Genomic DNA, 25,022 nt, shown 5'->3' with positions numbered 1-25,022 from the left:
ATTATATTTTGTATTAAAAATATTATAAAAAGGATAGCTATGGAAAATATAATAAGATTTAGTGTGTCATTACCTGAAAATTTACTTAATAGTCTTGATGAAAAAATAAATTCTCAAGGATATGCTTCAAGAAGTGAATTTGTAAGAGACCTAATAAGAGAAAAAATCGTAAAAGATTCTTGGGAAGATAAAAATATAGATGATGAAAATGCTGAACTAATAGCAGTTTTAGCAATAATTTATGATCATCATCAAACCGATTTAGTAACAAAAAAAATATCAATAGAACATGATGCAAATGTCAATATAATATGCACAAACCACATACACTTAGATCACAGCAATTGTTTAGAAACTTCTGTTTTAAGAGGAAATATAAAAAAAATAGAGGATTTTAAAAACAAAATTTCAGGTCTAAAAGGTGTTAAATTTACAAATTTAATAAAAGCTGGTGTTCCTCAAAGCTAACAATAAATGAAGTAATAATATAAGAATTAAAATATTAATTGAGCTAAATCAATTGCAAAATAACATTTTTTTGATAAAATACTAGAATCATAATTAATCAATGCAAGGAGGATTAATCAATGAATAGAAGAGATTTTATCAAAAGTGCTGCAGCAGCCTCGGCCTGTTCTGCTATTGGCATAAGTGTTCCATCTTCTTTATCAGCTAAATCAAACGAAGCTGAAAAATCATGGAGATGGGATAAGGCAGTTTGTAGATTTTGTGGAACTGGATGTGGGATTATGGTAGCTACAAAAGATGGAAAAATAGTAGCTGTAAAAGGTGATCCTAAAGCTCCAGTAAATAGAGGCTTAAACTGCATAAAAGGTTATTTTAACGCTAAAATTATGTATGGCGAAGACCGCTTGACAAAACCACTTTTAAGAATGAATGAAAAAGGTGAGTTTGATAAAAAAGGTAAATTTGCCCCTGTTAGTTGGCAAAGAGCCTTTGATGAGATGGAAAAGCAGTTTAAAAAAACATATAATGAGCTTGGACCTACAGGAATTGGTGTTTTTGGAAGTGGTCAATACACAATCCAAGAGGGATACGTTGCTTCAAAACTTATAAAAGGTGGATTTAGAAGTAACAACCTCGATCCAAACGCAAGACACTGTATGGCAAGTGCTGTTGTTGGCTTTATGCAAACTTTTGGAATTGATGAACCATCAGGCTGTTTTGATGATATCGAGCTAACTGATACTATTGTTTGCTGGGGCGCAAATATGGCTGAAATGCACCCAATTTTGTGGGCAAGAGTAAGCGATAGAAAGTTAAGCGATCCAGAAAATGTCAAAGTTGTAAATTTAAGCACCTATTCAACTAGAACTTCAAATTTAGCAGATATTGAGATTATTTTTAGACCTTCAACTGATCTTGCCATTTGGAACTACATCGCAAGAGAGCTTGTTTATAATCATCCTGATTTAGTAGATATGGATTTTGTTAAAAACCACTGCACATTTGCAACAGGACCTGTTGATATAGGATATGGCTTAAGAGAAGATATAAACCACCCAAAATACAAAAAAAGTGAGCTTGATACCGCCGTTAAACAAAAAAGTAAGGTTGTAAGTGAATTTGAGGGTGAGAGTTTAGCCTATCTTGGATATAAATCAGGCGATACTTTAGAGATGAAAAATACAAAATCAGCTGGAAAACATTGGGCGATAAGCTTTGAGGACTTTAAAAAAGCTCTTGCTCCATATACTCTTGAATATACTGCAAAAATTGCAAAAGGCGATGAAAATGAAGATATTGAAGAGTTTAAAGCAAAACTTAAGGCACTAGCTGATCTATATATAGAAAAACAGAGAAAAGTTGTTAGCTTTTGGACTATGGGCTTTAACCAACATACAAGAGGAACTTGGGTGAATGAACAAAGCTATATGGTACACTTTTTGCTTGGAAAGCAAGCAAAACCTGGAAGTGGAGCATTTTCTTTAACAGGTCAGCCAAGTGCGTGTGGAACAGCAAGAGAGGTTGGAACATTTTGCCATAGACTTCCTGCTGATATGGTTGTTGCCAATCCAAAACACAGAGCTATTACTGAAAAAATTTGGAAACTACCAAATGGCACTATTAATCCAAAAAATGGCTCACATTTTGTAAAAATTATGAGAGATTTAGAAGATGGCAAAATTAAATTTGCTTGGGTTCAAGTAAATAACCCTTGGCAAAATACCGCAAATGCAAACCATTGGATAAAAGCAGCAAGAGAAATGGATAATTTCATAGTAGTAAGTGAAGTTTATCCTGGAATTTCAGCAAAAGTAGCAGATCTAATACTTCCAACAGCAATGATTTATGAAAAATGGGGCTCTTATGGCAATGCTGAAAGAAGAACTCAACATTGGCGCCAACAAGTTATTCCAGTAGGCGATGCTATGAGTGATACTTGGCAAATGCTTGAGTTTTCAAAACGATTTACATTAAAAGATGTTTGGGGTGAAAAAAAGATAGATGAAAAACTCACTCTTCCAAATGTTTTAGAAGAAGCTAAAAAAATGGGTTACAAAGAAAGTGATACACTATTTGATATACTTTTTGCAAATGATGAGTGGAAAAAATTTAGCAAAGATGACAAAATCATAGGTGGGTTTGATAACAGCGAAGTAAATGGCGATAGCAGAAATGTAGTTGGAAGCGATGGAAAAGAGTTTAAAGGATATGGCTTTTTCGTCCAAAAAGCAATTTGGGAAGAATACCGCAAATTTGGACTAGGTCATGGACATGATTTAGCTGATTTTGATACATACCACAAAGTTAGGGGATTGAGATGGCCAGTTGTTGATGGCAAAGAAACTCAATGGAGATTTAATACACTTTATGATCCTTATGCTAAAAAAGAAGCACCACAAAGTGATTTTGCATTCTACGGAAACAAAGGCGCAAAACTAAGTGTTGGAGATTTAGCAAAGGCAAAAGATGATGAAAAGGTTGATATAAATAACAAAGGTAAAATTTTCTTCCGCCCTTATATGGATCCACCTGAGATTCCAAATAAAGAATATCCATTTTGGTTATGCACTGGAAGAGTTTTAGAGCATTGGCATAGCGGAACGATGACAATGAGAGTTCCTGAGCTTTACAAAGCAGTTCCTGAAGCAATGTGTTATATGAGCGAGTTAGATGCTGAAAAATTAAATTTGATGCAAAACGATATCGTATGGATAGAAAGTAGGCGTGGAAAAGTTAAGGCAAGAGTTGATTTAAGAGGACGAAATAAACCACCTGTTGGGCTAGTCTATGTTCCTTGGTTTGATGAAAATGTCTTTATAAATAAAGTTTGTCTTGATGCAACCTGCCCTTTATCAAACGAAACTGATTATAAAAAATGTGCAGTAAAAATTTATAAGGCGTAGATTTATGACAAGAAGAGAGGTGTTAAAAATAGCTTGCCTGTTTAGTGCCGGTGGAGTCTTATGGAGTATTCCTAAAAACACGGAAGCTAAATTTTTCTTAAGACCACCTGGTGCAAAAGATGAAAAAAGTTTTGTGGCAAGTTGCATAAAGTGCGGACTTTGCGTGGAAGCCTGTCCATACGACACACTTAAACTTAGCACTATTTTTGATAACACCTCTATCTCAACGCCCTATTATTCGCCAAGAAAAATTCCATGTTATATGTGTGAAGATATCCCTTGTGCTGCTATTTGTCCAACATCTGCACTTGATATAAAGTCTTTGCAAAAAGATGGTTTACTAGATGTAAATTTGATGAGATCTGGCGTTGCGGTTGTGGATATGAAAAGTTGTGTTGCCTACTTTGGAATTCAGTGCGATGCCTGTTATAGAGCCTGTCCGCTTATAGATAAGGCTTTATATCTAGAATATAAAAGAAATGATAGAACTGCAAAACATGCATTTTTACTTCCAGTTGTTGATGGTGATATTTGCACGGGATGTGGTATGTGCGAGAAAGTTTGCATCACTAAAAAACCTGCTATTAGCGTAGTTAGAAGAGAGTTTGTAATTGGCAAAATGAATGATAATTATGTAATTGGCTGGGAAAAAGGTGGCGATAAAAAGCTAAAAGATGCAGACACAAAGATAAAGCTTGATAAAACAAAAGCGCTTGATTATCTAAATAGCGAGGAGCTTTAATGAAAATAAACAATCTTAGAAGAGTCGTTCAATTTTTGGTTTTAGCTCTCTTTATGCTTGGAAATTTAGAAATTTTAAATATTTTAAAGGGAAATTTAAGTAGCTCCATTTTACTTGGTAAAATTTCACTAAGTGATCCATTTGCAGTGCTTCAAATTTACCTAGCAACTTTCAATATTTCATTTGTTGCAATAAGTGGCGCTTTAATAATTGGTTTATTTTATAGTTTAATAGCTCCAAGACTCTTTTGTTCGTGGATTTGCCCTGTTAACATGATAACAGATTTTGCTTACTTTGTAAGAACAAAGCTTAAAATTAGAGGCGGTTATTTAAATTTAAATGCAAATTTTAGATACTATTTTTTAGCTTTAAGTTTAATAGCTAGCTTTACTTTGGGTGTACCTGCTTTTGAAAATATAAGCTTTATAGGAGTTGTTCAAAGGGGATTAATCTATTTAAATTCAACCTTTTTAATTGTTGCTTTTTTGCTTTTTGTTTTTGACACTTTTGTAGCAAAAAGAGGAGTTTGCTCTAAAATTTGCCCACTTGGTGCATTTTATGCACTACTTTCAAAAATATCAATAATAAGAGTAAAACATAGTTTTAAAAACTGCACAAAATGCATGGACTGCATTAAGGTTTGCCCAGAAGATGGCATTTTAAAAGATATTTCAAAAAAAGATTTTTTTATTAGTAGTAGCTGTATAAGCTGCGGTCGTTGCGTAGATGTTTGCACGCACGATGCATTAAATTTCGGTATTATAAAAAAGGATAAAAAATGAAAAAAATTATACTATTTTTCATCTGTGTTGTTTTTGCTTTTAGTCAACAAGATGGTCTAAGAAAGGCTAGTTTAACAAGCGAGGAGAGTTTGGTTTTAAAAGATTTTACCTACAGCAGTGACGCACCTGGAACTTCAACTAGATTTGATAGATCTTTTGAAAACTCACCACCACTTATTCCGCATGATTTAGATGGTCTTTTACCAATTACACTTGAGCTTAACATGTGTACAACCTGCCATATGCCTGAATTTGCAAAAGATATTGGCTCAACTGCCATACCAAAATCTCATCTTGTAGATTTAAGAACTGGCAAGGATTTACACGGCGAACTTGATATGACTAGGTATAACTGCGTTCAATGTCATGTGCCACAATCAAATGCAAAAACTGTAGTAAATAATAAATTTGAAGCAGTTTTTAGAGACAATGTTTTAAAACATGGTTCAAATTTACTTGATGTGCTAAATCAAGGCGTTGAGTAAAAGGACAAAAGGTGCTAAAAAGATTTCAAAAGACTATTTATCCGCCCTATTTTAGTGGTAAATTTGAATGTTTGGAATGCAAGGCACCTTGTGTTACTTCATGCGACAAAAATCTAATTAAATTTAAAGAGAATTTTGTCTATTTTGAGGTAAATGAGTCTGGATGCGATTTTTGCAAAAATTGTGCAATTGCTTGTCAAGAAAATCAAAAAAATACTCTAAATTTAGACTTTGGTGCCAAAATAAATGCAGTTGCAAAGATAGAGATAACATCTTGCCTTGCCTGGAACAATACGATATGTTATAACTGCTATGAAGTTTGCAAATTTAAGGCAATTGAATATTTTGGAGTCTTTAAGCCAACCATAAATAAAAACTGCATTGGATGCGGTGAGTGTGTAGGTGCCTGTTTTAAGGAAGCACTTAGTTTAAAAGGAGTTTCTTTTTGAGAGTTTTTATAGCTATTTTACTTTTGTTGAAATTTGTTTTTGCAGCAGAGTTTCTAGGTGAGATTAAAACTGATTATCCTGTTACAAATTTAACTCTAAAGGATAAAAATTTATACATTTCAACCGATAGTGGCGAAGTTTTAGTCTATGATGTGGAGCAAAACCAGACTATAAAAACCATAAATTTACCTCAAATTTCATCATATTTTGAGACAAAATTGCCAAAAGTTTTTAGCACAGATGCATTTGATGATAAAATTTTGATTTTAAGTGAGGATGATTATTATAAAAGAGCCATATATATCTATGAAAATGGAACTCTAAACAAAATAAAATTAGATAATGAAAGTGTTAAAAAAGCTCTTTTTATAAATGAAAATTTGATAGTTTATGCAAGTTTGAGTAGTGAAATTTCATTTTTTGACCTAAACAAAAAAAAGATAATTTTCGAATATAAATTTTCTACTTCATCGCTTGGCGATATTGAAATTGTAGATGATATTTTAATAGTTGGATGCGAAAGTGGAGAAATTTACAAATTCTCATTAAATGAAAATATAGTTTTGGATACTATTTTAGCTCATAAAGATAATATTTACGATCTTTATATGAATTGTAAAGATGAGTTTATAAGCGGTTCGGCTGATAAAAATGCTGTTTTTTATAAAGATGGAAATTTAAAAAGCTTTCAAGCCAATTTTTTGGTCTATGCTGTTGGGCTAAGTGATAAATATTTAGCTTTTATGAGCGATGAAAATAGTGATATATTGGTATTAGATAAGAGTTTTAAAAGAGTTGATTTTATAAAAACAGAACAAAGCACACTAAATGCAATTATTATCTATAAAGGCCTTATTTTTTCATCAGCATATGAGAAAAATATTAAAATTTGGAGGATAAAATGAATATTTCAAGTTTAGTTGTAAATTTAATAGACAAAAATGGCTTAAATTTAGCCATAGAAAATTTAAATAAAATCAAAAATTGTGAAGTCATAGCTCACCAAAACAACCAAATTGTTGTTGTTTTAGAGTGTGAAAGCTTTGATGAGCAGATAAAAACATTTAAAGAAATTGAATGCTTAGAAAATGTAAAAGAGGCTTGTATGGTATACAACTACGAAGATAGCGATGTTTCTTTAAAACAAAATTTTATAGATGAAGTCTTAAATAAGGAGTTAAAAGCTGGAGTGATAAAATACAGTGGAAATATCAAAGTGTAATCACTCGTATTTTAAAAAGTCAGTTTTTTTATAAAACTCATCAACATCTTTATGACTTTTGATAACTCTGTTTAAATATGAGTTGAAATTCTCGCTTTTTTTGTAAACTATCTTTAAATTGTTAGGCTCAATTGCTCTTGAAAGTGCGACATAAAGCTGTCCTTCGGCAAAAATATGCGTTAAATCACAAGTCAACCTTTCGATACTCATTCCTTGAGATTTGTGGATAGTTATAGCATAGGCAAGACGAAGTGGAAACTGAAAAAAACTAGCTATTATATTGTATTTAAGCTCATCATTTTCATTTATATACTCTCCAAAATCATAGTTATTTGGCTTTACTTCGACTAATTCGCCATTATTTTTCTCTACTAAAATTTCTGAAATTTCACCATCATTTAAAAAAACATCTTTTATAACACCTTGCTCACCATTATAAAACTCACTATCATCAAGAATATTTTTATATTTATTGATAGTAAAAATCACCTTTGCACCAATTTTAAACTCGAAAACAGTTGCAACATTTAGATTATTTAGCCATTTATCAATCCTATCTTTATGAACTAAGTTATCATTTATTATAGTCTTACCAATGTGTTTTAGAAGTGGAGAGTTTATTTTTTCAAGCATGAAGACATTTAATTCATTTGCCTCTTTATTTCTTCCAAAAAGCACTGTTTCATCGCTACTTGGAGTAAATTTTACCTCTGTAAAACCATATAAATATCTAGCATCCTCAATACTAATCTTGCCAACTCTTATCTTAGATAAAACTTTAAAAAATTCTAAATTTTTAGTTCTTTTTGGCTTGATTAATTCTATATTTTTAAATCTCATCATCTCCCATGAATAAGATCCAAAGGCATAGATACTTCTTTGGAAAAGATCTAAATTTTGATCTTTTATAATTGGAGGTAGTTGATAAAAATCACCAACTACCATAACCCTACCTTTGTAAGTTAAATTTATAAGCCTTAAGTAAATCATCTCGAATAAATCAGCCGAAACCATCGAAATCTCGTCAATGATAATAAGTTCTGTTTTATCTAAAATATTTTTTAAATTTTTAATTCTTTCCTTAGCTTTTGAACCTTTGTCATACTCGCTTAACTCGTTTTTGTTTTTACAAATCCCGAATCCAAAAAATGAATGAAGTGTAAGACCACCGATGTTTACAGCGCTAATTCCAGTGCTCCCCAAAGAGACAACACCTAAATTCTCATTTTTATAATGCTTTATTACTTTTGAAACAGCATAACTTTTGCCAACACCAGCACCACCTGTCAAAAAAATATTTTCAGTTTTTAAAAAATTTATTAACTCATCTATCATTTTTTATCTTATTAATCATATCATCAACTATTTCTTCACAACCATTTTCCTTGGTTAATTCTTTTAAATTTAAACTCGTTTTTTCTAAATCATAATTAAAAATTTCAGTTAAAATTTCTTCTTTTAAAACTCTATCTTGCCTAATTATTTTTGTATTATTACCTAAAAATTTAGCATTATAAAACTGATGGTCATTTGCAGCATATGGAAAAGGTATAAAAATAGCTGGTAGATTATTAGCACAAAGCTCCCACAAAGAACTTGCCCCACTTCGACTAATACAAAGATCTGCTTTATTCATCAAATTTGGCATATCATTACTAAAATCAACTACCAAAGCATCAATTTTATTTTCATCATAAAAAGCTTTTATTTTATTAAATTCTTTTTTTCCACATTGGTGAATTATATTTATGTTTTTATTATGCAAATCCTTAGCTAAATTTAAAGCTAAACCGTTTATAAAACTTGCTCCTTGTGAGCCGCCCATAAATAAAATTGTTTTTAAATTTTTTCTAATTCTAGCCGTTTTAAAAAAATCTAAATTTATAGGATAAGTAAAATTTGGTTTTTCATATGATGAGTAAAAAGATTTTGAAAAAGGTTTTAAAAGTTTATTTAGCTTTCCTGTAAAGGCATTTTGTTCATGTATAAAAAGAGGAATTTTAAATAAAACCGCCCAAAAAGAAGCTGGTGCAGCACTATATCCACCTACACTAAATACGGCTTTTATATTTTTATTTTTTAATTTTTTTTTAACTTCGAAAATTTGAGTTATTATATTAAATAAAGAAAATATTTTTCTAAAACCCTTTTTATTTACAACTCCACTACTTTTTAAAAAATATTTTTCATGAAAAATATCGCTATTTTCAAACCAAGCTTTATCTTGACCATTACTTGAGCCAATAAAAATAGTTTTTATACCGCGATTTTTTAGTTCACAAGCTATTACTTTAGCAATTATTAAATGACCACCGGTTCCACCACCTGTTATAACTATGTACATTTTTAGCCTTTAATTTTACTTTTTTTTGATATCATTAAAATGCATCCAATGGCCACTGAACTTCCTAAAAGTTGACTTCCACCATAGCTCAAAAATGGAACCGCAATACCTTTTACAGGTGTTAATGATGTAACACCATATGAGTTTATCATAAAAGAAAATAAAAACATAAAACCTATCCCTGAAGAAAATAGATAATAAACCTTATTTGATGCGTTAGAAGCTATTTGAAAAATCCTAAACAAAAGCACATAAAAAAGGATAACTATGATTAAAATTCCAAAAAAACCAGTTTCTTCTGAAATTCCTGCTAAAACAAAATCAGTATGAACCTCACTTAAAAATCCCAACTTAAAGGTTCCAAGCCCAATTCCTTCGCCAAAAAATCCACCATTATTTATAGCATTTAATGAGTGCGAAATTTGATATGGGGTTTGAGCATCATCAGAAAAAATACTATTTGCAATTTTATCAGGTAAAATTGGAGCAAGTACATCCTTTATTCCAGCTAACCATGAGTATATTCTATTCATTCTATGGCCACTAAATTTTATAATACATATAATAATAATAATAAAACAACCAAAAGATGAAAAAAACATTTTTTTGCTAATTCCAGCCAACACAATCATTAGAAATAAAACTAAACCTAAAACAACAATTTGCCCAAGGTCATTTTGATATATAGCAACAAGCATAATAATAAAGAAAAAAACAATAATATATGGAAATAATATCCAAAATTCATCCCAAAAAGGCTTTTTAACTCCATCTATTTTTCTATTAAAACTCCAAGCTAAAAAATATATAAATCCTATCTTAAAAAACTCAATTGGAGCAAAGGAAAAACCGGGTAGTTTTATCCATCTAGCCGCTCCATTTACCTCCCTAACTAAGGATGACGGCATAAAAGGCATAGCAAGCATTAAAAGAAACATCGCTAAAAAAAATATATAAATACAAACAAAGGTTAAAATTTTTTCAGGATTAAGTCTAGATAAAGCCCACATTAAAAAAATACTTATGACTCCTATACTAAGCTGTCTGATAAAAAAATGTGTATTGTCATAATCATAAAGTAAAACACTAAAAACACCAAGAGAAAGCGAAAATATAATACCTATTGCAATTAAAAAAGAAGTTATAAAAAATAAAAATTTATCAGATTTCAAAATTTTCACCTTATAATATCTCTTTGACCCTTAGCATTTACTTCACTCAAAACTCCCATAGCCTCAAGTTGTTCAATAATAGTTGCTGCCCTGTTATAGCCTATTTTAAGCCTTCTTTGAAGATAACTAATAGAAGTTTTTTCATCTGTTAAAATTATCTCTTTTGCCTCATCATAAAGTTCATCAAGTTCAATATCATCAATATTTTGTTTGTTTTCATCGCTGCTAGCTTCTTCTAAAAATTTATCATCATATATAGCCGGACCTTGGGATTTCAAAAACTCTACTATTTTTAAAATTTCTTCTTCGGTTGTAAAAGGTGCATGAAGTCTAATAAGTCCAGTGTTTGATGGAGGAGTAAAAAGCATATCTCCTCGCCCTAATAAACTATCAGCTCCCATTTGATCTAAAATAACTTTACTATCTATTTTTTGCCCTACTCTAAAACTAATCCTTGATGGAAGATTTGCTTTAATTAAACCTGTTACAACATTTACACTTGGGCGTTGTGTTGCAACTATTAAATGAATTCCACTTGCTCTTGCCATTTGAGCCAAACGAGCAATGTAAAACTCAACATCCTTACCACTTGTCATCATTAAATCTGCAAGCTCATCTATTATAACTACTATGTAAGGTAGAGTTTCAAAATTATTTTTAATGGCTTTTTGATTATAATTTTCTATATTTTTAGTGCTAGTTTGTGCCATAATTTTATATCGTCTTTCCATTTCACTTACTAAATTTGATAAAGCAATTAAAGCTTTTTTTGAATCTGTTATAACAGGAGTTAAAAGATGTGGTATATCATTATAGATGCTAAATTCGAGCATTTTAGGGTCTATCATAATTAATCTTAAAGTTTTTGGTGAGTTTTTATAAAGTAAACTTAAAAGCATTGAGTTTATACCAACACTTTTTCCACTTCCAGTAGTTCCTGCAATTAGCAAATGGGGAAGTTTTTTAAGATCTGTTATAAAAGGCTGTCCAACTATATCTTTACCAAGTGCAATAGTAAGAGGACTTGAAGCTTTTTTAAAAATTTCACTTTGCAAAATTTCTTTTAAATAAATAGTTTCAATATTTTTATTTGGAATTTCAATACCGACTACATCTTTTCCTGGAATTGGAGCTTGAATCCTTATGGTTTTTGCCTTTAAGGCCATTGCCAAGTCATCTTCTAAATTTAAAATTTTACTAACTTTTACATTCGCGGCTGGCCTAAATTCAAAGGTTGTAACAACTGGACCTGAGTAAGTTCTAACAACATCACCATCTATTTTAAATCTTCTAAGTTTATCAAGAAGATCATAAATTTTTTGATCGATTTCTTCTTCATCTACATTTTTTGATATTTTTGGAGGATCATTTAAAAAATCTAAACTTGGGAGTTTAAAATCAATTACTTTAATACTTTCACCTTTATCTAATTGATCTAATAGTTTTTTATTTTCAGCAACTTCTTTTAAGTGCTCAACTTTGTTTAAATTTTTAGGTTTTTTTGTAATATTTTTATTTTCATTTGAGATTTCTGGTTCTAAAATAGTGGTTTTTAAATTTATAGGTTCTAAATTTAAAGTTTTTTCTTTTACTTGTTCTATCTTGTCTGAGACGAAATTTTCTTCTGTTACTTTGCTATTTTCTTGATCTAACGCTAGATTTATTTCTTGATTGTCTTTTTCTACAATTTCATTTTCTTTTAGATTGTTTATATGATTTAAAATTTCATCATTATCTTGTTTTGTATTTATCATAATTTCAAGATGTTTTTTTGGAGTTATGAATGATTTTTTAATAATGGTTGTTATTTTTTCTTCAAATATTAAAACAAGTGATAAAACAAACATCATTAATATAAAAACCCACATTCCAGCACTTCCAATCATATCTTTTAAAGAAATGACTATTGTTTCACCAATTAATCCTTTATTTGTAGAAAAAATAGTTGCTTGAGCTATCAAAATGGTAAAAAATAGTAAACTTAATCCTGTAGCTAGTTCAACCAATCTTGCGGTAAAATTCTTAATGTTTTTAAAAGAAAAATAAATGAGAACAATTAATACAATCGGATAAATATAGGCAAAATATCCAAAAACATAGATATTGTATTTTCCTAAAAATGCACCTAAACTACCTACCATATGAAAATTTAAAGAAATAGTTGAAATCTCTAAAAAAACAGATAAAGCTGCCAGAATAATAAAAATAATCTCTCTTAAAATAGCAAAATCCTTTTAAAAAAATGAGATACTATTTTAACAAAATAATCTTTTAAAATGGTTGAATTTGGGTAAAAATTTTACCCAAATTCTTTTAGTTTTTAACAGCGCTTCCCAAATCCCACATAGGCATAAATATACCAAGAGCAAGAAGCAATACCATACAAGCCATAAAAAATAGTAAAAGTGGCTCTATATAGCTTGAAATATTGTCTATAATATCATTGAATTTCATTTTATAATAATCAGCAACATTTTTAAGCATAGTGTCCAAACTACCACTCTGCTCACCTGCACTAATCATCTGTATAAGCATGCTTTCAAAAATTTCAGTATTTCTAAAAGCATCGGTTAAACTCACACCTTGTTGAACTGCAACTTTAACAGTTCCAAGTTTTACTTTTAAGGTTTGATTATCAACCATTTTATTTGCTGTATCAAGTGAATCAGCTATTGGAATACCAGCTCTTACAAGTTCAGTAAAAATAAGAGTAAATCTTGCCATTGTTGAGAAAAATATAATTTTTCCAAACAGATAAACTTTTAAGATATATTTATCCCAACCTTTCTTAAACTCATCATTATTTCTAAGCATATATCTTATACCAAATATTGTAGCTATCAATCCACCTAAAACATACAAGCCGTAATTACTTAAAACACTTTCAATAGAAAAAAGAATTCTTGTAGGAAGTGGAAGCTTTGCACCTAACTCATCAAAAATTTCTTTAAATTTAGGCACAACAAATAACATTAAAACAACAAATGCAACAGCCAATGCTATTAAAATGGTGATAGGATAACGCATAGCTTTTTTAAATTTTTGTTTATTGTCCCACAATTCTTGCATCATTTCCGATAATTTTGTCAATGCTTCAGCCATATTACCAGTATTTTCTCCAAGACTTACCATAGCTATAAAAACATCACCAAGCTCATGTTTAAATTTATTAGACGCCTCAGTCAAACTAAGACCTGAGTTTAAGTCATCACTCATAGAAGTAAAAATTTCTTTTAACCTTGCATCTTCTGTTGAATTAGCAACTTCTTTAATACTATCGTGAATAGAAATTCCAGCTGTTGTCATAACTGCAAGCTGCCTGACAGAAGCAACCATAAGTGGAATCTTTATCTTTCCACCAGTTCCTAAAAGTCTAGTGACACTTGCAGCTAAATCATTTAAACTAACATTAGCAGGTGCATTTTTTGTCTCTCCAACTTTTAAGATAGTTCCACTTCTTTGTCTTTTTGCTATATTCTGAGCTGATGTTTTATTGTCAGCTTTAACAAACATTTTTTGTCTCTTACCATCTTTTACATATTCAACTTCAAAATTTTTCATTATTCTTTAGCCACCCTATAAACTTCTTCTATACTTGTAACACCCTTTGCCGCTCTTATAATAGCGTCATGGAACATATCAATAAAGCCTTCATCATAGGCAACTTTACTCATTTCTTCTTTTGTAGCACCCGATGCTATTAAGCTTTGTAATTTTTCACTAATAGGTAAAACCTCACTTATCATTTCTCTTCCAATATATCCACTACCTGCACACTCTTCACATCCAGCTGCCTTATAAAAAGAATAATTTTCTGGTAAATATTTTTCTATTTTATCTAACATACTCTTTGGTAAAGTAACAGGCTGTTTACATTTAGGACAAAGTTTTCTAATAAGCCTTTGAGCCTCAATTGCTGTAATGGCACCACTTATTAAATATGGCTCAATACCCATATCAACCATTCTTGGTATTGAACTAACAGCATCATTTGTATGAAGTGTTGAAAACACCAAGTGACCAGTTAAGGCTGATTGAATAGCAATTCTAAGAGTTTCTTGATCTCTAATCTCACCTATCATTATAACATCAGGGTCCTGTCTTAAAATAGATCTAAGAGCACTAGCAAATGTAAGACCTGCTTTTTCATTAACATGAACTTGTTGAATCATATTTAGCTGATACTCAACCGGATCTTCAACTGTAATAATTTTTGTGGTAACATTTTTCATATCATTGAGTGCCGCATACAATGTAGTTGTTTTACCACTACCTGTAGGGCCAGTAACTAAAATAATACCATAAGGTGCATGCATTGCAGCGTTAAATTTTTTCAAATTTTCAGGATGCATACCAAGCTTATCAAGACTGATTAAAACTTTAGATTTATCCAAAATTCTCATAACTGTAGATTCACCATTTACAATAGGTAAAGTTGAGATACGAAAATCATATTCTTTCTCGCCAACAGTTAAAGAAAACCTACCATCTTGAGGCTTTCTTTTTTCTGCTATATCCATATTAGATAAAAGTTTCAACCTTGAAACAAGTGGAGGATAAATATCTCTATCAAATATAAAAATTTCATTAAGCATACCATCAATTCTAGTTCTTACTATGCAGTTTGTCTCAGTTGGCTCGATATGAATATCACTACCTTTTAGCTTAATTGATTGTTTCACAATAGTTTCTATTAGGTTTAAAATGCCAGAACTATTACTACTATCTACAGCATCTTCCCCGACACTATTGAGCTCTTGTCTTATATCAGCAACTATACCTTTTATACTTTCTGCAAGCTCAACTTTTGATAAATATTTTTCTATTTGTTCAGGATCACTTATAACTACTTTTAAAAGCTTTCTACTAAAAAGTGCCTGTACTCTATCTTGAGCGTTTACATCAAAGGGCTCTTGTAAGGCTACATAAATATTTAAATCATCCTCTTTAACAGGCAAAGCTTTGAATCTTTTTAACTGATTTAAAGAAACCCTTTCTGAAATTCTATAATCTATATCAATTTCATTTAAATTAATATAAACCATATTAAATTTTTTAGCAAAATTTTCTAAAAAAGTTTGCTTACCAATAAAAAACTTTTCCTCAATCTCTTCAAGAGTTATTTTACCTTTTCTATAAATATCGGCAAGAAGAAAAGATAAATCAGTATCACTTACATAATTATCACCTATTAAAACCTCACCCAAAGTAAGACCGATATCCATTTTTTCAGCAATTTCTTCTTTTGCATCTGGAGATATAATCTGTTGCTGAATTAATACATTTATAATATGATTCTCAAGCTGTTCTGCTGTACTCATAACGATTCACCAATATTTTTTAATAGAGCTTAATTTATCATTTTCATAAATAGCTATAACAAGTTGTTTAACACCGTTTTCATCATTTACTAAAAGATCGCAATAGCTCTTGTTATCTAAAGCCACTCTATAGGCTTCACCATTTTTTTTATAATCACCAACTACATATTTATCAAACACTATTGATAATATATAGTTAACTTTTGGAGTTCTAATATAGCTTATATCTACCCCATCTACTAAGGCTAAGTATAACATTTTTTTTTGAAAAAGTATAGTTGAGTATAAAGATGCATTTTCTCTTGATTCTTTTGTTTTATAAAGCATAACCATGGGGATTATAAGCTCATTTATTTTATCCATTTTTAAACATGCATTTGCATAGATATTAGCAATTGATTCATCTTGGGTTTTTACAAAAAAATCTCTAACACTTTGTGAACAAATTCTATTGTAGCTTCCAGCATCATTCCAATTTTTTATATCATAAATATCAAGAGCAAAGATAGAGTTTAGAAAAATAGATAAAAAAATAAAAATTTTCATCTTAAATCACCATTTTTCATCTGTTTAATTGTAGCTATAACTTCAGGATTAGAAACTCTTGAGTTAAAATTTTCAAGAGCTATTAAAGCATCTTGCTTATTACCTTTTTTATAGTTTGCTTTTGCAAAAATTATCCAACTCTTTACACTATTTTTATCTATTTCATTTGATATTAATGCCCATTTAATAGCTTCATCATATCTTTTATTATCATAAGCATTTTGAGCAAGTTTTAAAGAATAAAGTATATCATTACTTGCATAAAATTTCTCTTCAAGAGAATTTTTATCTACTTTTAAAGGTGTAGTTTTTATAATAACCTTTCCTTTTTTTGGAGTATTTTCAACGTTGGTATAATTTCTATTAGATACTGTTTGTGGAGGCACTGGAGGGTTTCCAAAGTCAATTATTTCATCTTTTGGTATGGAAGGAAAAGTCTTTTCTTCTTTTAAAAAAGATTGTTTTTCTTGCTCATAAGTGTTGTTTAGCATGAAACCGCCGGCATCAACACTTGAGTTTATCCCTATATTATTAAAATTTAATTCGCCCCTTGCATCACTAAACTCTTTTTTATCAAGAGTATTATTTTTTTCAACCTTTACACTCTCTAAACTAGGCAAAGACTCATTTTTTGTTGAAACTTGTGTAGTTTTTACTTCAATATTGTCTTTTTTATCAGAAAAAATAAACCAAAATATTAAGCCTAAAAAAACCGATCCAGCCAAAAAAGCTATGATAATTGATTTTCTAAAACCTAAATTTTTAGACAACTTTCCTTTATTTTTATTATATTCATTCCATTTTTCTTCTAATTCTGTAATTTCAAAATGTTCAAGCATTTATAAGTCCTACACTAATAGCAGCCATTTCAATGATTTTATTACTAAATCCTGATGCATTAACTTCTGTTGGTTTATTTACTTCATAATATTCACAAATTTCATAAATTTTAAATAAAAGTTTATTTAAATTTCTTAAATTTCCATCAGTTAGATGATAAATCAAATTAAAATTATCATCATTGTATTGATAATAATAAGCGTGAAAGTTATGAAATAAAAGTTTTTTTTCAATATAAAGCTTTAATTCACTCAAAGTTGAGTTTGGAAGCTCTATACTTGACCAAATTCTAGTTTTAAAATAGTCTTTTGCTAAAGCATCTTCTTCGTCTGTTTTATGTACTGTAAAAAGAAATTTAAAAAGTCTACTATCAGCCATGAGACGAATTTTTTCTATTAAAACTGGTGGATATAGCTGAGCCTCATCTAGCAATATTACTACTTGCTCGCCAGTATTTAAATTACTATTTTTATAAATACGCATAAAGCTCTCATAGCTATCTACAAGCTCTTTTGGCTCTTTATTAAAAATTTGTAAATACATTTCATGAAAAAATTCTTTTTCATCAAAAAAAGGTTGTGGGAAAAAAACTACTTTTACTCTTTCTTCTAAATCTTCTTTAATTTTATAAAGTAAAAAAGTCTTCCCAGTTCCTGGCTTACCATAAAAAAGAATAAGCTTTAAAGGTTTTTGTAAAGCACTCAAAATCTTATGATATGCAAGATTTGATTTGTCGAGATTGACAAAATCTTTAGTATTATCATTCTCGACAAAAATATCTTTAATTAGACTAAAATTATTCATATGTGTAAAGCGATTTTGAATAACCTAGCTCTTTTAAAGAATCAGCTATATTTTTACCTGTATTATCCATTAATCTTGGAGTTATGATAAATACAAGTTCTGTTGTTGATAAAATATCACCTGTGCTTTTAAATAAATTTCCAAGTAATGGAATTTCACTTAAAACTGGAACATTAGTATTTTTCTTATCTTTACTTTGTGCTATCATACCACCTAGAATAACAGTATCACCGTCATTTACAGTTATTACAGTAGAAACTTTTTTCTCTCTTGTATCTGGTGCTATACTTCTTGGAGTCTCTTGCTTTTTATCATCCTCTTTATATTTTAACTCACTTAAGCTTGGATTTATTCTTAACATTATTTTATTTTGATCTGAAATTTCAGGTGTAATATTCAATAAAATTCCTATGAATGTAGAATACATCTTCCTATTTTCAGAAACTGTAGTAGATGACTCAGAAGAGTTTTTTGATTCTATTAGGATATAATTAAAAATATCACCAACTGTAATAATAGCTTGCTGATTATTTAAAGTCATAACCTTAGGATTAGAAATAACTTTAGTCTTTCCTTTTGTTTCAAGGAAATTTATAGCACCGTTTATGCTAAAGTTTAAATTTGCACCAATTGCCCATACACCATTACTAGTACTTGCTTTTCCGGTCCAACCTTGAGTAGTTAATTTTCCATATTTTGAATCACTATCCCCATCTGGTATTATATTCAATGTACGTTGACTATTTGTCGGGTTGCCAAAATTAAAGAAAGAAGGTGTTTTTCTATTATCTACATATGTATTAAAACCAAGTTCAAATTTAGACCAGTCAATTCCTTTTGTATAGCTATTGTTTAGCTTAACTTCAACTATGGTTACATCTAACATTACTTGTCTTTTAAGTCTTCTTTGAAGTTCTCTTATGTATTCATCAACTCTTTTTAGCTGTGCTTTTGTAGCCGTTACTGTAACTAAACCTGCATTTTGATTTATAATTGGAGGAATTGCTTCGTATTTTTCAGTTCCGTTATTTAAAATATAAGTGATTTCATCCGATACATTTGCCCAAAAATCAAATTTTTCAGTAGCTTTTATAACATTATCATCTATTACTTGAGCATTTCTTTCAGCATCAAATTCTTTTGGAGATGAATCTGTAGAGGCCCTTACTATGGCACTACCTTCTCTAATGCTTGTTATATAATCAATTTTAAAAGTTTTAGTTTGTAAAGCCGAAATCATAAGAGCTTGATTGTTAAACTCATATCCTAAGTTGTTTTCATTTATTAAAATATTAAAAACTTCTCTCAATGATAGATTTTTAATACTAACCCCAACTAACTCTTTTTTCAAAGCCTCTGCTGCAATAGCATCCTTAGCAACTATACTAAAATTACAAGTATCAGAAAGCTGAGTTAATATATCATTTAAAGTTACAGCATCTGTAATAGATATATTAAAAGCCCTCTTATCGCAAGTAGAAGCACTTAATCCTGTTGATAATCCTAAAGCTAAAATCAGTGATAAAGCTAATTTTCTAGTTGATTTTGACATTTTTATTTCCTTGTTTTAGTTTTAATTCTAAACTTTTCTTTTCATTCTCAATAATAACACTTTTTTCGTTTATCTCTTTTATTTCAAAAGTGCCTATACTATCGCCTATTTTATACCAATCCTTATTTATTCTAACTCTATCAGCAACAATTGCATTTAGTTCTTTTCCGACCAAGTCAGTATCTTTTATATCATCTGATATCGTACTTTTAAGATCTTCTACTGGAAAAGGACTCTTTAAAGATAAAATATCCTTATCACTAAGCCCAACTCTTTTTTGACTTAGAGCATTAAATTTATCTTCATATGCTGACATATCAGGAGCTGCATAAACTCCAGCTGCTAAAACAGCTAATATTAATATTTTTTTCATTGATATTTCATCCCCCATACAGAAATCTTGATATTACCACCGATTAAATTTGGTGATGTTGAGTTTATATCCATACCATTCAAATCAACAACCATTTCTGACTCTTCTATGGAATTTATGTATTTTAAAACATTATGAAAACCACCTTCCATACTTACAGAAACATCTAGCATAGGCTGAACCTCTTTTTCAACAACTTTTAAATTTTTACTTTCTAGTGAAAAAACTTTTATATTGTTTTCCTTAGCAGCACTTGTTAAAAAATCTAAAAATTTAGCCCAGTTTTTTTCATTGTATGTAATATATGAAAGCTCTTTTAATTTATCATCAAAATATTCATTTTGTTCTTGAACATATTTAAGATTATTATCCTCTTGTCTTAATGTGTTTTCATATTGAGCTATTGTAGCATCATTATTATTCATAAGATATCTATTTACTTCATCTAGCCTTTTTTCAACATTATCCAAGGCACTTTGTTTTGCATCAAAATAATCTTGCGCAGGTCCAAAAGCAAGTAAATATCCAAATAGCATTACAACAACAGCCAACCCCAAATTTATCATTTGAACTTCATTTTGCTGTTTGGATAACAGTGCGTTATCAATTTTATCTAAATAGTTTTCTTTCATTTTTTCATCTCCACACTGACATTGCTTTCATAAGCAATTGTTTGATTGTTTTCATCTAAAAGTATAAGTTTAGTGTCAACATTATAACCCTTTGTATTGCTTATAGCTTTTAAAAGTTCAGTCATTTTTTTCTCAGTTTCAGTTCTTACTTCAAATGTTAAATTCTGATCTGCATTATGAATACCCATCAGCTTACCGCTTTGTTTATTTATCATATTTGTCATATCAAATATAGCTTTACCTTTCATAGGATATTCAACTTTTTTGTCATACATAGCCGTTAAAAGATCTGATCTTTCTTTTAGAATTTTCTGCTCAGCTGCAATCTCTTCCCGCTTTTTATTTATTTGATCTTGCAAGCTTGCCAAAGTAGATTCAATTCTTTTTTTCTCTTTATCTTTTTGAGTATACTCAATTTCTTTTTTCTCAGTTAGCTTTTGATTATAGAAACCGTGTGCATATTGATAAGCAGGATATGCGAGAATTGCTATTAATGCAGCAACTCCAACACCAATTAGCTTTCCAACAGGTCTTTGAGCTAAAGGAGGTGGCCTTAAAAATGTAGAATAGTTATATTCATCATCTTTATTTATAAGATATTCTTTTGCTGTAAGCATCATTAAAACATCAAGTTGGGTTAAATCTTCAAAATCTTTTTGATTTATAGCTATATTAAAATCAAAAGGTTTTGGTTCTACTCCAAGTCTTTCAGTGATAAATTCCTCACTTCCTTTAATGTTTCCTATATCTGTACCAAAAAAAACATTATCAAGAGATATTTTATTTACCTTTGTAATACTTGTTAGTATATCACTTATATATAAAAACATCTCATCAAAAATCTGTATTAAATTATCACCATCTATTGCGTTTTCACTAATTAAACCATCTTTTGAAAGCATTGAATAAAAATCTTTTGCATCAACTCTATCGCCGCTTAACTCTACAAATTTATCCCAAATAAATTTCAAGTTATATCTAATAGATCTTGAATCTAAATATTTTCCATTTTGATAAATAACTAAAAATGCATCTTCTTCTTGGAAGTAAATAAAACAATCCACTGTATTGGATGGAAGTATATTTCTTTTATATAGAGAATACATTAAAAATGGTGCTTTTGCAACATAGTCAATATATTTTGTGTTGTCAGCTATATATGAAAGATCACTTCTTAAAATAGAGTTATTTACAACAAAAACATTATATATTCTATTGTCATTATCGCTCATATCCGATTCAAGATAGGTTATCTTAAAATCATCATCTGGATTTAATGACAAATCCTCATAAGTTTTAATAGTGATTGCATCAATTACTTCATCATCTGGTGTAGATCTACTAACTTCTACAGTAGTTGTTAGAATATCTTTGTATGGTAAATAAGTTATATAGAACTCATTTTTAGCACCTTTTTTGATGCGCTCATAGTGAAAAACTTCATTGCCAGCAAAACCAAAAGTTTGTTCATTTACCCTATCGATTGTAACGATAGTTGTTGAACCTTTTTCAGCTTTTTGCTTTTTCTTTTTGACTTTCGTCTCTTTACTTTTTAACTTTAGCATAACACAACTTTCTTTAATAAAATTTTACTTACTAACACTTTAGACTCCTATAATTTAAACAAATTTGCTTTAAAAGTCAATATATAAAATGCTTTCTGATTAACATTTCATTTGAATTCCAACCTTTTTTTACAACAACTTCTAAATTTAAATAAATTTTTAACTTAGAAAAATCTGAAATCAACTTTTTTGCTTTTATTCCTATTCTTTTTATTGTAAGTCCATCTTTTCCAATTAATATTTTTTTATGAGAATTATTATCTGTAATAATTTGAGAGTAAACTGAAATTAAATTGTCTTTTTCTATAACTTTTTCAATTATAACATCACTATAATAAGGTACTTCGCTACTTACACTCTCAAAAATAGACTCTAATATTAAATCCCTATAAATATCCTTTGATATTGTTGGACTTAAAAGTTCAGGGTCATAATAATACTCATGAAATGGTAAGTGTTTACAAATTTCATCTAAAAGAGGTTTTCTACAAATTGGCTTTTTAATGGATGTTGGAACTAAAGCTAAAAATTTATCATCAAATTTAGAATACTGAGTTATTTTTTTAGCTAATTTTTCATCGCTTGTTTCATCTATTTTTGTTAAAATTAATATATGTTTAACATTGTCAAACTTAAGCAAAAACTCTTCATAATTTGATATATCATCATGCACACTAGCCAAAAATAGTACTAAATCAGCATCCCCTACTGAATTTAGTGCTATTTCAATCATAGTTTTATTCATAACTTTTGAACTTTTATGAAGTCCTGGTGTATCAATAAAAATAATTTGATTGTCATCATTCATAACAATTGCGTTGATTTTTCTTCTTGTCGCATTTTGCTTATGCGACACTAGAGAAAGTTTTTCACCAAGTAAAAAATTCAAAAGACTACTTTTTCCAGCATTTGTTCTGCCAATGAGTGTAACAAAACCACTTTTTTTTATATTATCTGGCATTATAAAATATACCTTGCTAAATCCTCGCTTTGAGATATTTCGCCTAATTTATCTTTTACTAGCTCAGCCCCTACTTCAACGCTTTTTCCAGCGTAACTATCAGATTCAAAACTTATATCTTCAAGCACTTTTTCTATGATAGTATGAAGTCTTCTAGCCCCAATATCTTCTATTTTTTCATTTGTTTGTGCCGCAATTTTAGCAATTTCTTTTATACCATCATCACTAAATTTAAGATCAACTTTTTCTGTTTTTAAAAGAGCAATATATTGCTTTAAAAGTGAATTTTTAGGTTTAGTTAATATTTCATACAAGGCATTTTCATCCAAGCTATCTAATTCAACTCTTAATGGGAATCTTCCTTGAAGTTCCGGTATTAAATCACTTGGCTTACTCATATGAAATGCACCAGCAGCTATAAATAAAATATGATCAGTGTTTAAAACGCCATATTTTGTACTAACACTTGAGCCCTCAACTATCGGAAGTAAATCTCTTTGAACACCCTCTTTGCTAGGATCTTGTCTTGAGCTATTTTTAGCCGAAACTGCAACTTTATCAATCTCGTCTATAAAAATTATGCCGTTATTTGAAGCTCTATTCATAGCTTCTGTTTTTATAGCTTCCATATCTAAAACCTTGCTACTAGCTTCATTTTTTAAAACTGATTTTGCATCTTTGATTTTTAAATTTTTCTTGACTTTTTTACTAGCAACTCCAATAATCTTAATAAAACTATCTTGCATATTTTGCATTTCTGGCGGTAAATTTGGATTTGATTCAAGTGAATTTTCCATAACTTCTATTTCTATATTAAGTTCATCTAAAGAGCCATTTAAAAGTTTTTCTTTCATTTTTTCATAGCTTTTTTCATAATCACTTAACTTTTCATCACTTGCACCTTTTGGAAGTGGAGGAAGAAGTTTTTTAAGTATTTCTTTTTGGACATATTCATCTATTTTATCACTATTTTTTTCTATCTCTTCACTTTTTACTAAATTTACAGCTGCATTTGCAAGATCTCTTACCATGCTTTCAACATCACGTCCTACAAAGCCAACTTCAGTATACTTGCTAGCTTCAACTTTTATAAAAGGAAGTCCAAAAAGCTTTGAAAGCCGTCTAGCAATCTCTGTTTTTCCAACACCAGTTGATCCTATCATTAAGATATTTTTAGGAATGATTTCATTTCTCATATCATATTCTAGTTGCATTCTTCTATATCTATTTCTAAGTGCTACGGCAATTACCTTTTTGGCCTCTTTTTGTCCGATTATATACTCATCAAGTTTTGTTACTATTTGTCTTGGTGTAAGCATTATTTATCCTCTATAGAGTAAGTTTTTATGTTTAGATTTGTATAGATACAAATTTCGCCTGCAATTTTCAAACTCTCTTTTACAAGTTCAATCTCATTTAAATTTGAAAATTTATCCAAAGCTCTAGCAGCTGATAGTGCATAATTTCCACCACTTCCAATAGCGGCAATTTTACCGTCATCTGGCTCAACTACATCACCCATTCCACTTAGTAAAAAAAGATGTTTCCTATCCAAAACCAGCATCATTGCTTCAAGTTTTCTTAAGTATTTATCTTTTCTCCACTCTTTACTAAAATCAATAGCGGCTCTTAAAAGATCACCTTTTACAGAGTCAAGACATTTTTCAAACATATCGAAAAGATTAAAAGCATCAGCTGTGCTTCCTGCAAAACCAGCTAAGACTGAACCATCTTTTCCAATTTTTCTAATTTTTACAGCACTGCCTTTTAAAACTGTATTTCCAAAAGTAACTTGTCCATCGCCACCAATTACAGAAGCATTTTTGCCTTTATAAGCTAGTATAGTAGTTGCTTCAAACAT

General features: G+C 29.7%; 24 protein-coding genes. 8 read left to right on the top strand and 16 right to left on the bottom strand.

Translation table 11 applies throughout. The features are described from left to right. Window positions 1-39 precede the first annotated feature (39 nt). The 8 genes from nikR (at window position 40) to O6B72_RS04355 (ending at window position 7,051) form a co-directional block, all read left to right on the top strand. Window positions 40-468: a nickel-responsive transcriptional regulator NikR gene (gene nikR, locus O6B72_RS04390; RefSeq protein WP_016646960.1), complete on the top strand. Its 429-nt coding sequence runs from the start codon at window positions 40-42 to the stop codon at window positions 466-468. A gap of 119 nt (window positions 469-587) precedes the next feature. After that, the gene (gene napA / locus O6B72_RS04385) at window positions 588-3,371 is read left to right on the top strand and encodes a nitrate reductase catalytic subunit NapA (protein WP_269492339.1); all 2,784 of its coding nucleotides are present in this window, start codon (window positions 588-590) and stop codon (window positions 3,369-3,371) included. A gap of 4 nt (window positions 3,372-3,375) precedes the next feature. Continuing rightward, window positions 3,376-4,113: a ferredoxin-type protein NapG gene (gene napG / locus O6B72_RS04380; protein WP_269492338.1), complete on the top strand. Its 738-nt coding sequence runs from the start codon at window positions 3,376-3,378 to the stop codon at window positions 4,111-4,113. Then, the gene (gene napH / locus O6B72_RS04375; RefSeq protein WP_269492337.1) at window positions 4,113-4,895 is read left to right on the top strand and encodes a quinol dehydrogenase ferredoxin subunit NapH; all 783 of its coding nucleotides are present in this window, start codon (window positions 4,113-4,115) and stop codon (window positions 4,893-4,895) included. The genes napG and napH overlap by 1 nt, the downstream gene beginning before the upstream one ends. Continuing rightward, window positions 4,892-5,380 carry a nitrate reductase cytochrome c-type subunit gene (locus O6B72_RS04370; RefSeq protein WP_269486127.1) on the top strand — a complete coding sequence of 163 codons (489 nt, stop codon included), beginning with the start codon at window positions 4,892-4,894 and terminating at the stop codon, window positions 5,378-5,380. Before napH ends, O6B72_RS04370 begins: the two co-directional genes overlap by 4 nt. 11 nt (window positions 5,381-5,391) lie before the next feature. Beyond that, a complete protein-coding gene (locus O6B72_RS04365; RefSeq protein ID WP_269492336.1) occupies window positions 5,392-5,829 on the top strand; it encodes a 4Fe-4S dicluster domain-containing protein in 438 nt (145 codons plus the stop codon). Further along, the gene (locus tag O6B72_RS04360; RefSeq protein ID WP_269492335.1) at window positions 5,826-6,734 is read left to right on the top strand and encodes a nitrate reductase; all 909 of its coding nucleotides are present in this window, start codon (window positions 5,826-5,828) and stop codon (window positions 6,732-6,734) included. The genes O6B72_RS04365 and O6B72_RS04360 overlap by 4 nt, the downstream gene beginning before the upstream one ends. Continuing rightward, entirely contained in the window at window positions 6,731-7,051 is a 321-nt protein-coding gene (locus tag O6B72_RS04355; RefSeq protein ID WP_101636687.1) for a chaperone NapD, read from the top strand. The genes O6B72_RS04360 and O6B72_RS04355 overlap by 4 nt, the downstream gene beginning before the upstream one ends. Here O6B72_RS04355 and O6B72_RS04350 read toward each other — a convergent pair whose 3' ends face one another. From O6B72_RS04350 to hslV, 16 genes are all read right to left on the bottom strand, one after another. Further along, window positions 7,052-8,386: an ATP-dependent DNA helicase gene (locus O6B72_RS04350; protein WP_269492334.1), complete on the bottom strand. Its 1,335-nt coding sequence runs from the start codon at window positions 8,384-8,386 to the stop codon at window positions 7,052-7,054. Beyond that, complete coding sequence (gene murG / locus O6B72_RS04345; protein ID WP_258298506.1) at window positions 8,376-9,395, bottom strand: undecaprenyldiphospho-muramoylpentapeptide beta-N-acetylglucosaminyltransferase; 1,020 nt, start codon at window positions 9,393-9,395, stop codon at window positions 8,376-8,378. Before murG ends, O6B72_RS04350 begins: the two co-directional genes overlap by 11 nt. A gap of 2 nt (window positions 9,396-9,397) precedes the next feature. After that, window positions 9,398-10,567 carry an FtsW/RodA/SpoVE family cell cycle protein gene (locus O6B72_RS04340; RefSeq protein ID WP_258298507.1) on the bottom strand — a complete coding sequence of 390 codons (1,170 nt, stop codon included), beginning with the start codon at window positions 10,565-10,567 and terminating at the stop codon, window positions 9,398-9,400. Window positions 10,568-10,572: 5 nt separating this feature from the next. Then, complete coding sequence (locus O6B72_RS04335) at window positions 10,573-12,708, bottom strand: FtsK/SpoIIIE family DNA translocase (protein WP_269492332.1); 2,136 nt, start codon at window positions 12,706-12,708, stop codon at window positions 10,573-10,575. A gap of 172 nt (window positions 12,709-12,880) precedes the next feature. Beyond that, window positions 12,881-14,128 (bottom strand): type II secretion system F family protein, encoded by a 1,248-nt coding sequence (locus O6B72_RS04330; RefSeq protein ID WP_269492331.1) that lies wholly within the window; start codon window positions 14,126-14,128, stop codon window positions 12,881-12,883. After that, window positions 14,128-15,888, bottom strand: coding sequence for a GspE/PulE family protein (locus O6B72_RS04325; RefSeq protein ID WP_269492330.1), 1,761 nt, complete (start codon window positions 15,886-15,888; stop codon window positions 14,128-14,130). The genes O6B72_RS04330 and O6B72_RS04325 overlap by 1 nt, the downstream gene beginning before the upstream one ends. 6 nt (window positions 15,889-15,894) lie before the next feature. Then, on the bottom strand, window positions 15,895-16,434 hold the full coding sequence (locus tag O6B72_RS04320; protein WP_258298511.1) for a hypothetical protein: 540 nt from the start codon (window positions 16,432-16,434) through the stop codon (window positions 15,895-15,897). Beyond that, window positions 16,431-17,273 (bottom strand): CDC27 family protein, encoded by an 843-nt coding sequence (locus tag O6B72_RS04315; protein ID WP_269492329.1) that lies wholly within the window; start codon window positions 17,271-17,273, stop codon window positions 16,431-16,433. The genes O6B72_RS04320 and O6B72_RS04315 overlap by 4 nt, the downstream gene beginning before the upstream one ends. Next, the gene (locus O6B72_RS04310; RefSeq protein ID WP_258298513.1) at window positions 17,266-18,078 is read right to left on the bottom strand and encodes an ATP-binding protein; all 813 of its coding nucleotides are present in this window, start codon (window positions 18,076-18,078) and stop codon (window positions 17,266-17,268) included. Before O6B72_RS04310 ends, O6B72_RS04315 begins: the two co-directional genes overlap by 8 nt. Continuing rightward, window positions 18,071-19,630: a pilus (MSHA type) biogenesis protein MshL gene (gene mshL / locus O6B72_RS04305; protein WP_269492328.1), complete on the bottom strand. Its 1,560-nt coding sequence runs from the start codon at window positions 19,628-19,630 to the stop codon at window positions 18,071-18,073. Before mshL ends, O6B72_RS04310 begins: the two co-directional genes overlap by 8 nt. Further along, window positions 19,614-20,003 (bottom strand): hypothetical protein, encoded by a 390-nt coding sequence (locus O6B72_RS04300; protein WP_257876478.1) that lies wholly within the window; start codon window positions 20,001-20,003, stop codon window positions 19,614-19,616. The genes mshL and O6B72_RS04300 overlap by 17 nt, the downstream gene beginning before the upstream one ends. Then, window positions 20,000-20,635 (bottom strand): type 4a pilus biogenesis protein PilO, encoded by a 636-nt coding sequence (pilO, locus tag O6B72_RS04295; protein WP_114675228.1) that lies wholly within the window; start codon window positions 20,633-20,635, stop codon window positions 20,000-20,002. The genes O6B72_RS04300 and pilO overlap by 4 nt, the downstream gene beginning before the upstream one ends. Then, window positions 20,632-22,200, bottom strand: coding sequence for a hypothetical protein (locus tag O6B72_RS04290; RefSeq protein WP_114675227.1), 1,569 nt, complete (start codon window positions 22,198-22,200; stop codon window positions 20,632-20,634). The genes pilO and O6B72_RS04290 overlap by 4 nt, the downstream gene beginning before the upstream one ends. Window positions 22,201-22,276: 76 nt before the next feature. After that, on the bottom strand, window positions 22,277-23,161 hold the full coding sequence (era, locus tag O6B72_RS04285) for a GTPase Era (RefSeq protein WP_269492327.1): 885 nt from the start codon (window positions 23,159-23,161) through the stop codon (window positions 22,277-22,279). Further along, window positions 23,161-24,483 (bottom strand): HslU--HslV peptidase ATPase subunit, encoded by a 1,323-nt coding sequence (gene hslU / locus O6B72_RS04280; RefSeq protein ID WP_269492379.1) that lies wholly within the window; start codon window positions 24,481-24,483, stop codon window positions 23,161-23,163. Before hslU ends, era begins: the two co-directional genes overlap by 1 nt. Continuing rightward, window positions 24,480-25,022, bottom strand: coding sequence for an ATP-dependent protease subunit HslV (gene hslV, locus O6B72_RS04275; protein WP_018713027.1), 543 nt, complete (start codon window positions 25,020-25,022; stop codon window positions 24,480-24,482). Before hslV ends, hslU begins: the two co-directional genes overlap by 4 nt.

It is taken from the genome of Campylobacter ureolyticus, from assembly GCF_027277485.1.
GTDB classification, from domain to species: Bacteria; Campylobacterota; Campylobacteria; order Campylobacterales; family Campylobacteraceae; genus Campylobacter_B; species Campylobacter_B ureolyticus_B.
This window is presented reverse-complemented; position numbering and strand designations above follow the sequence as displayed.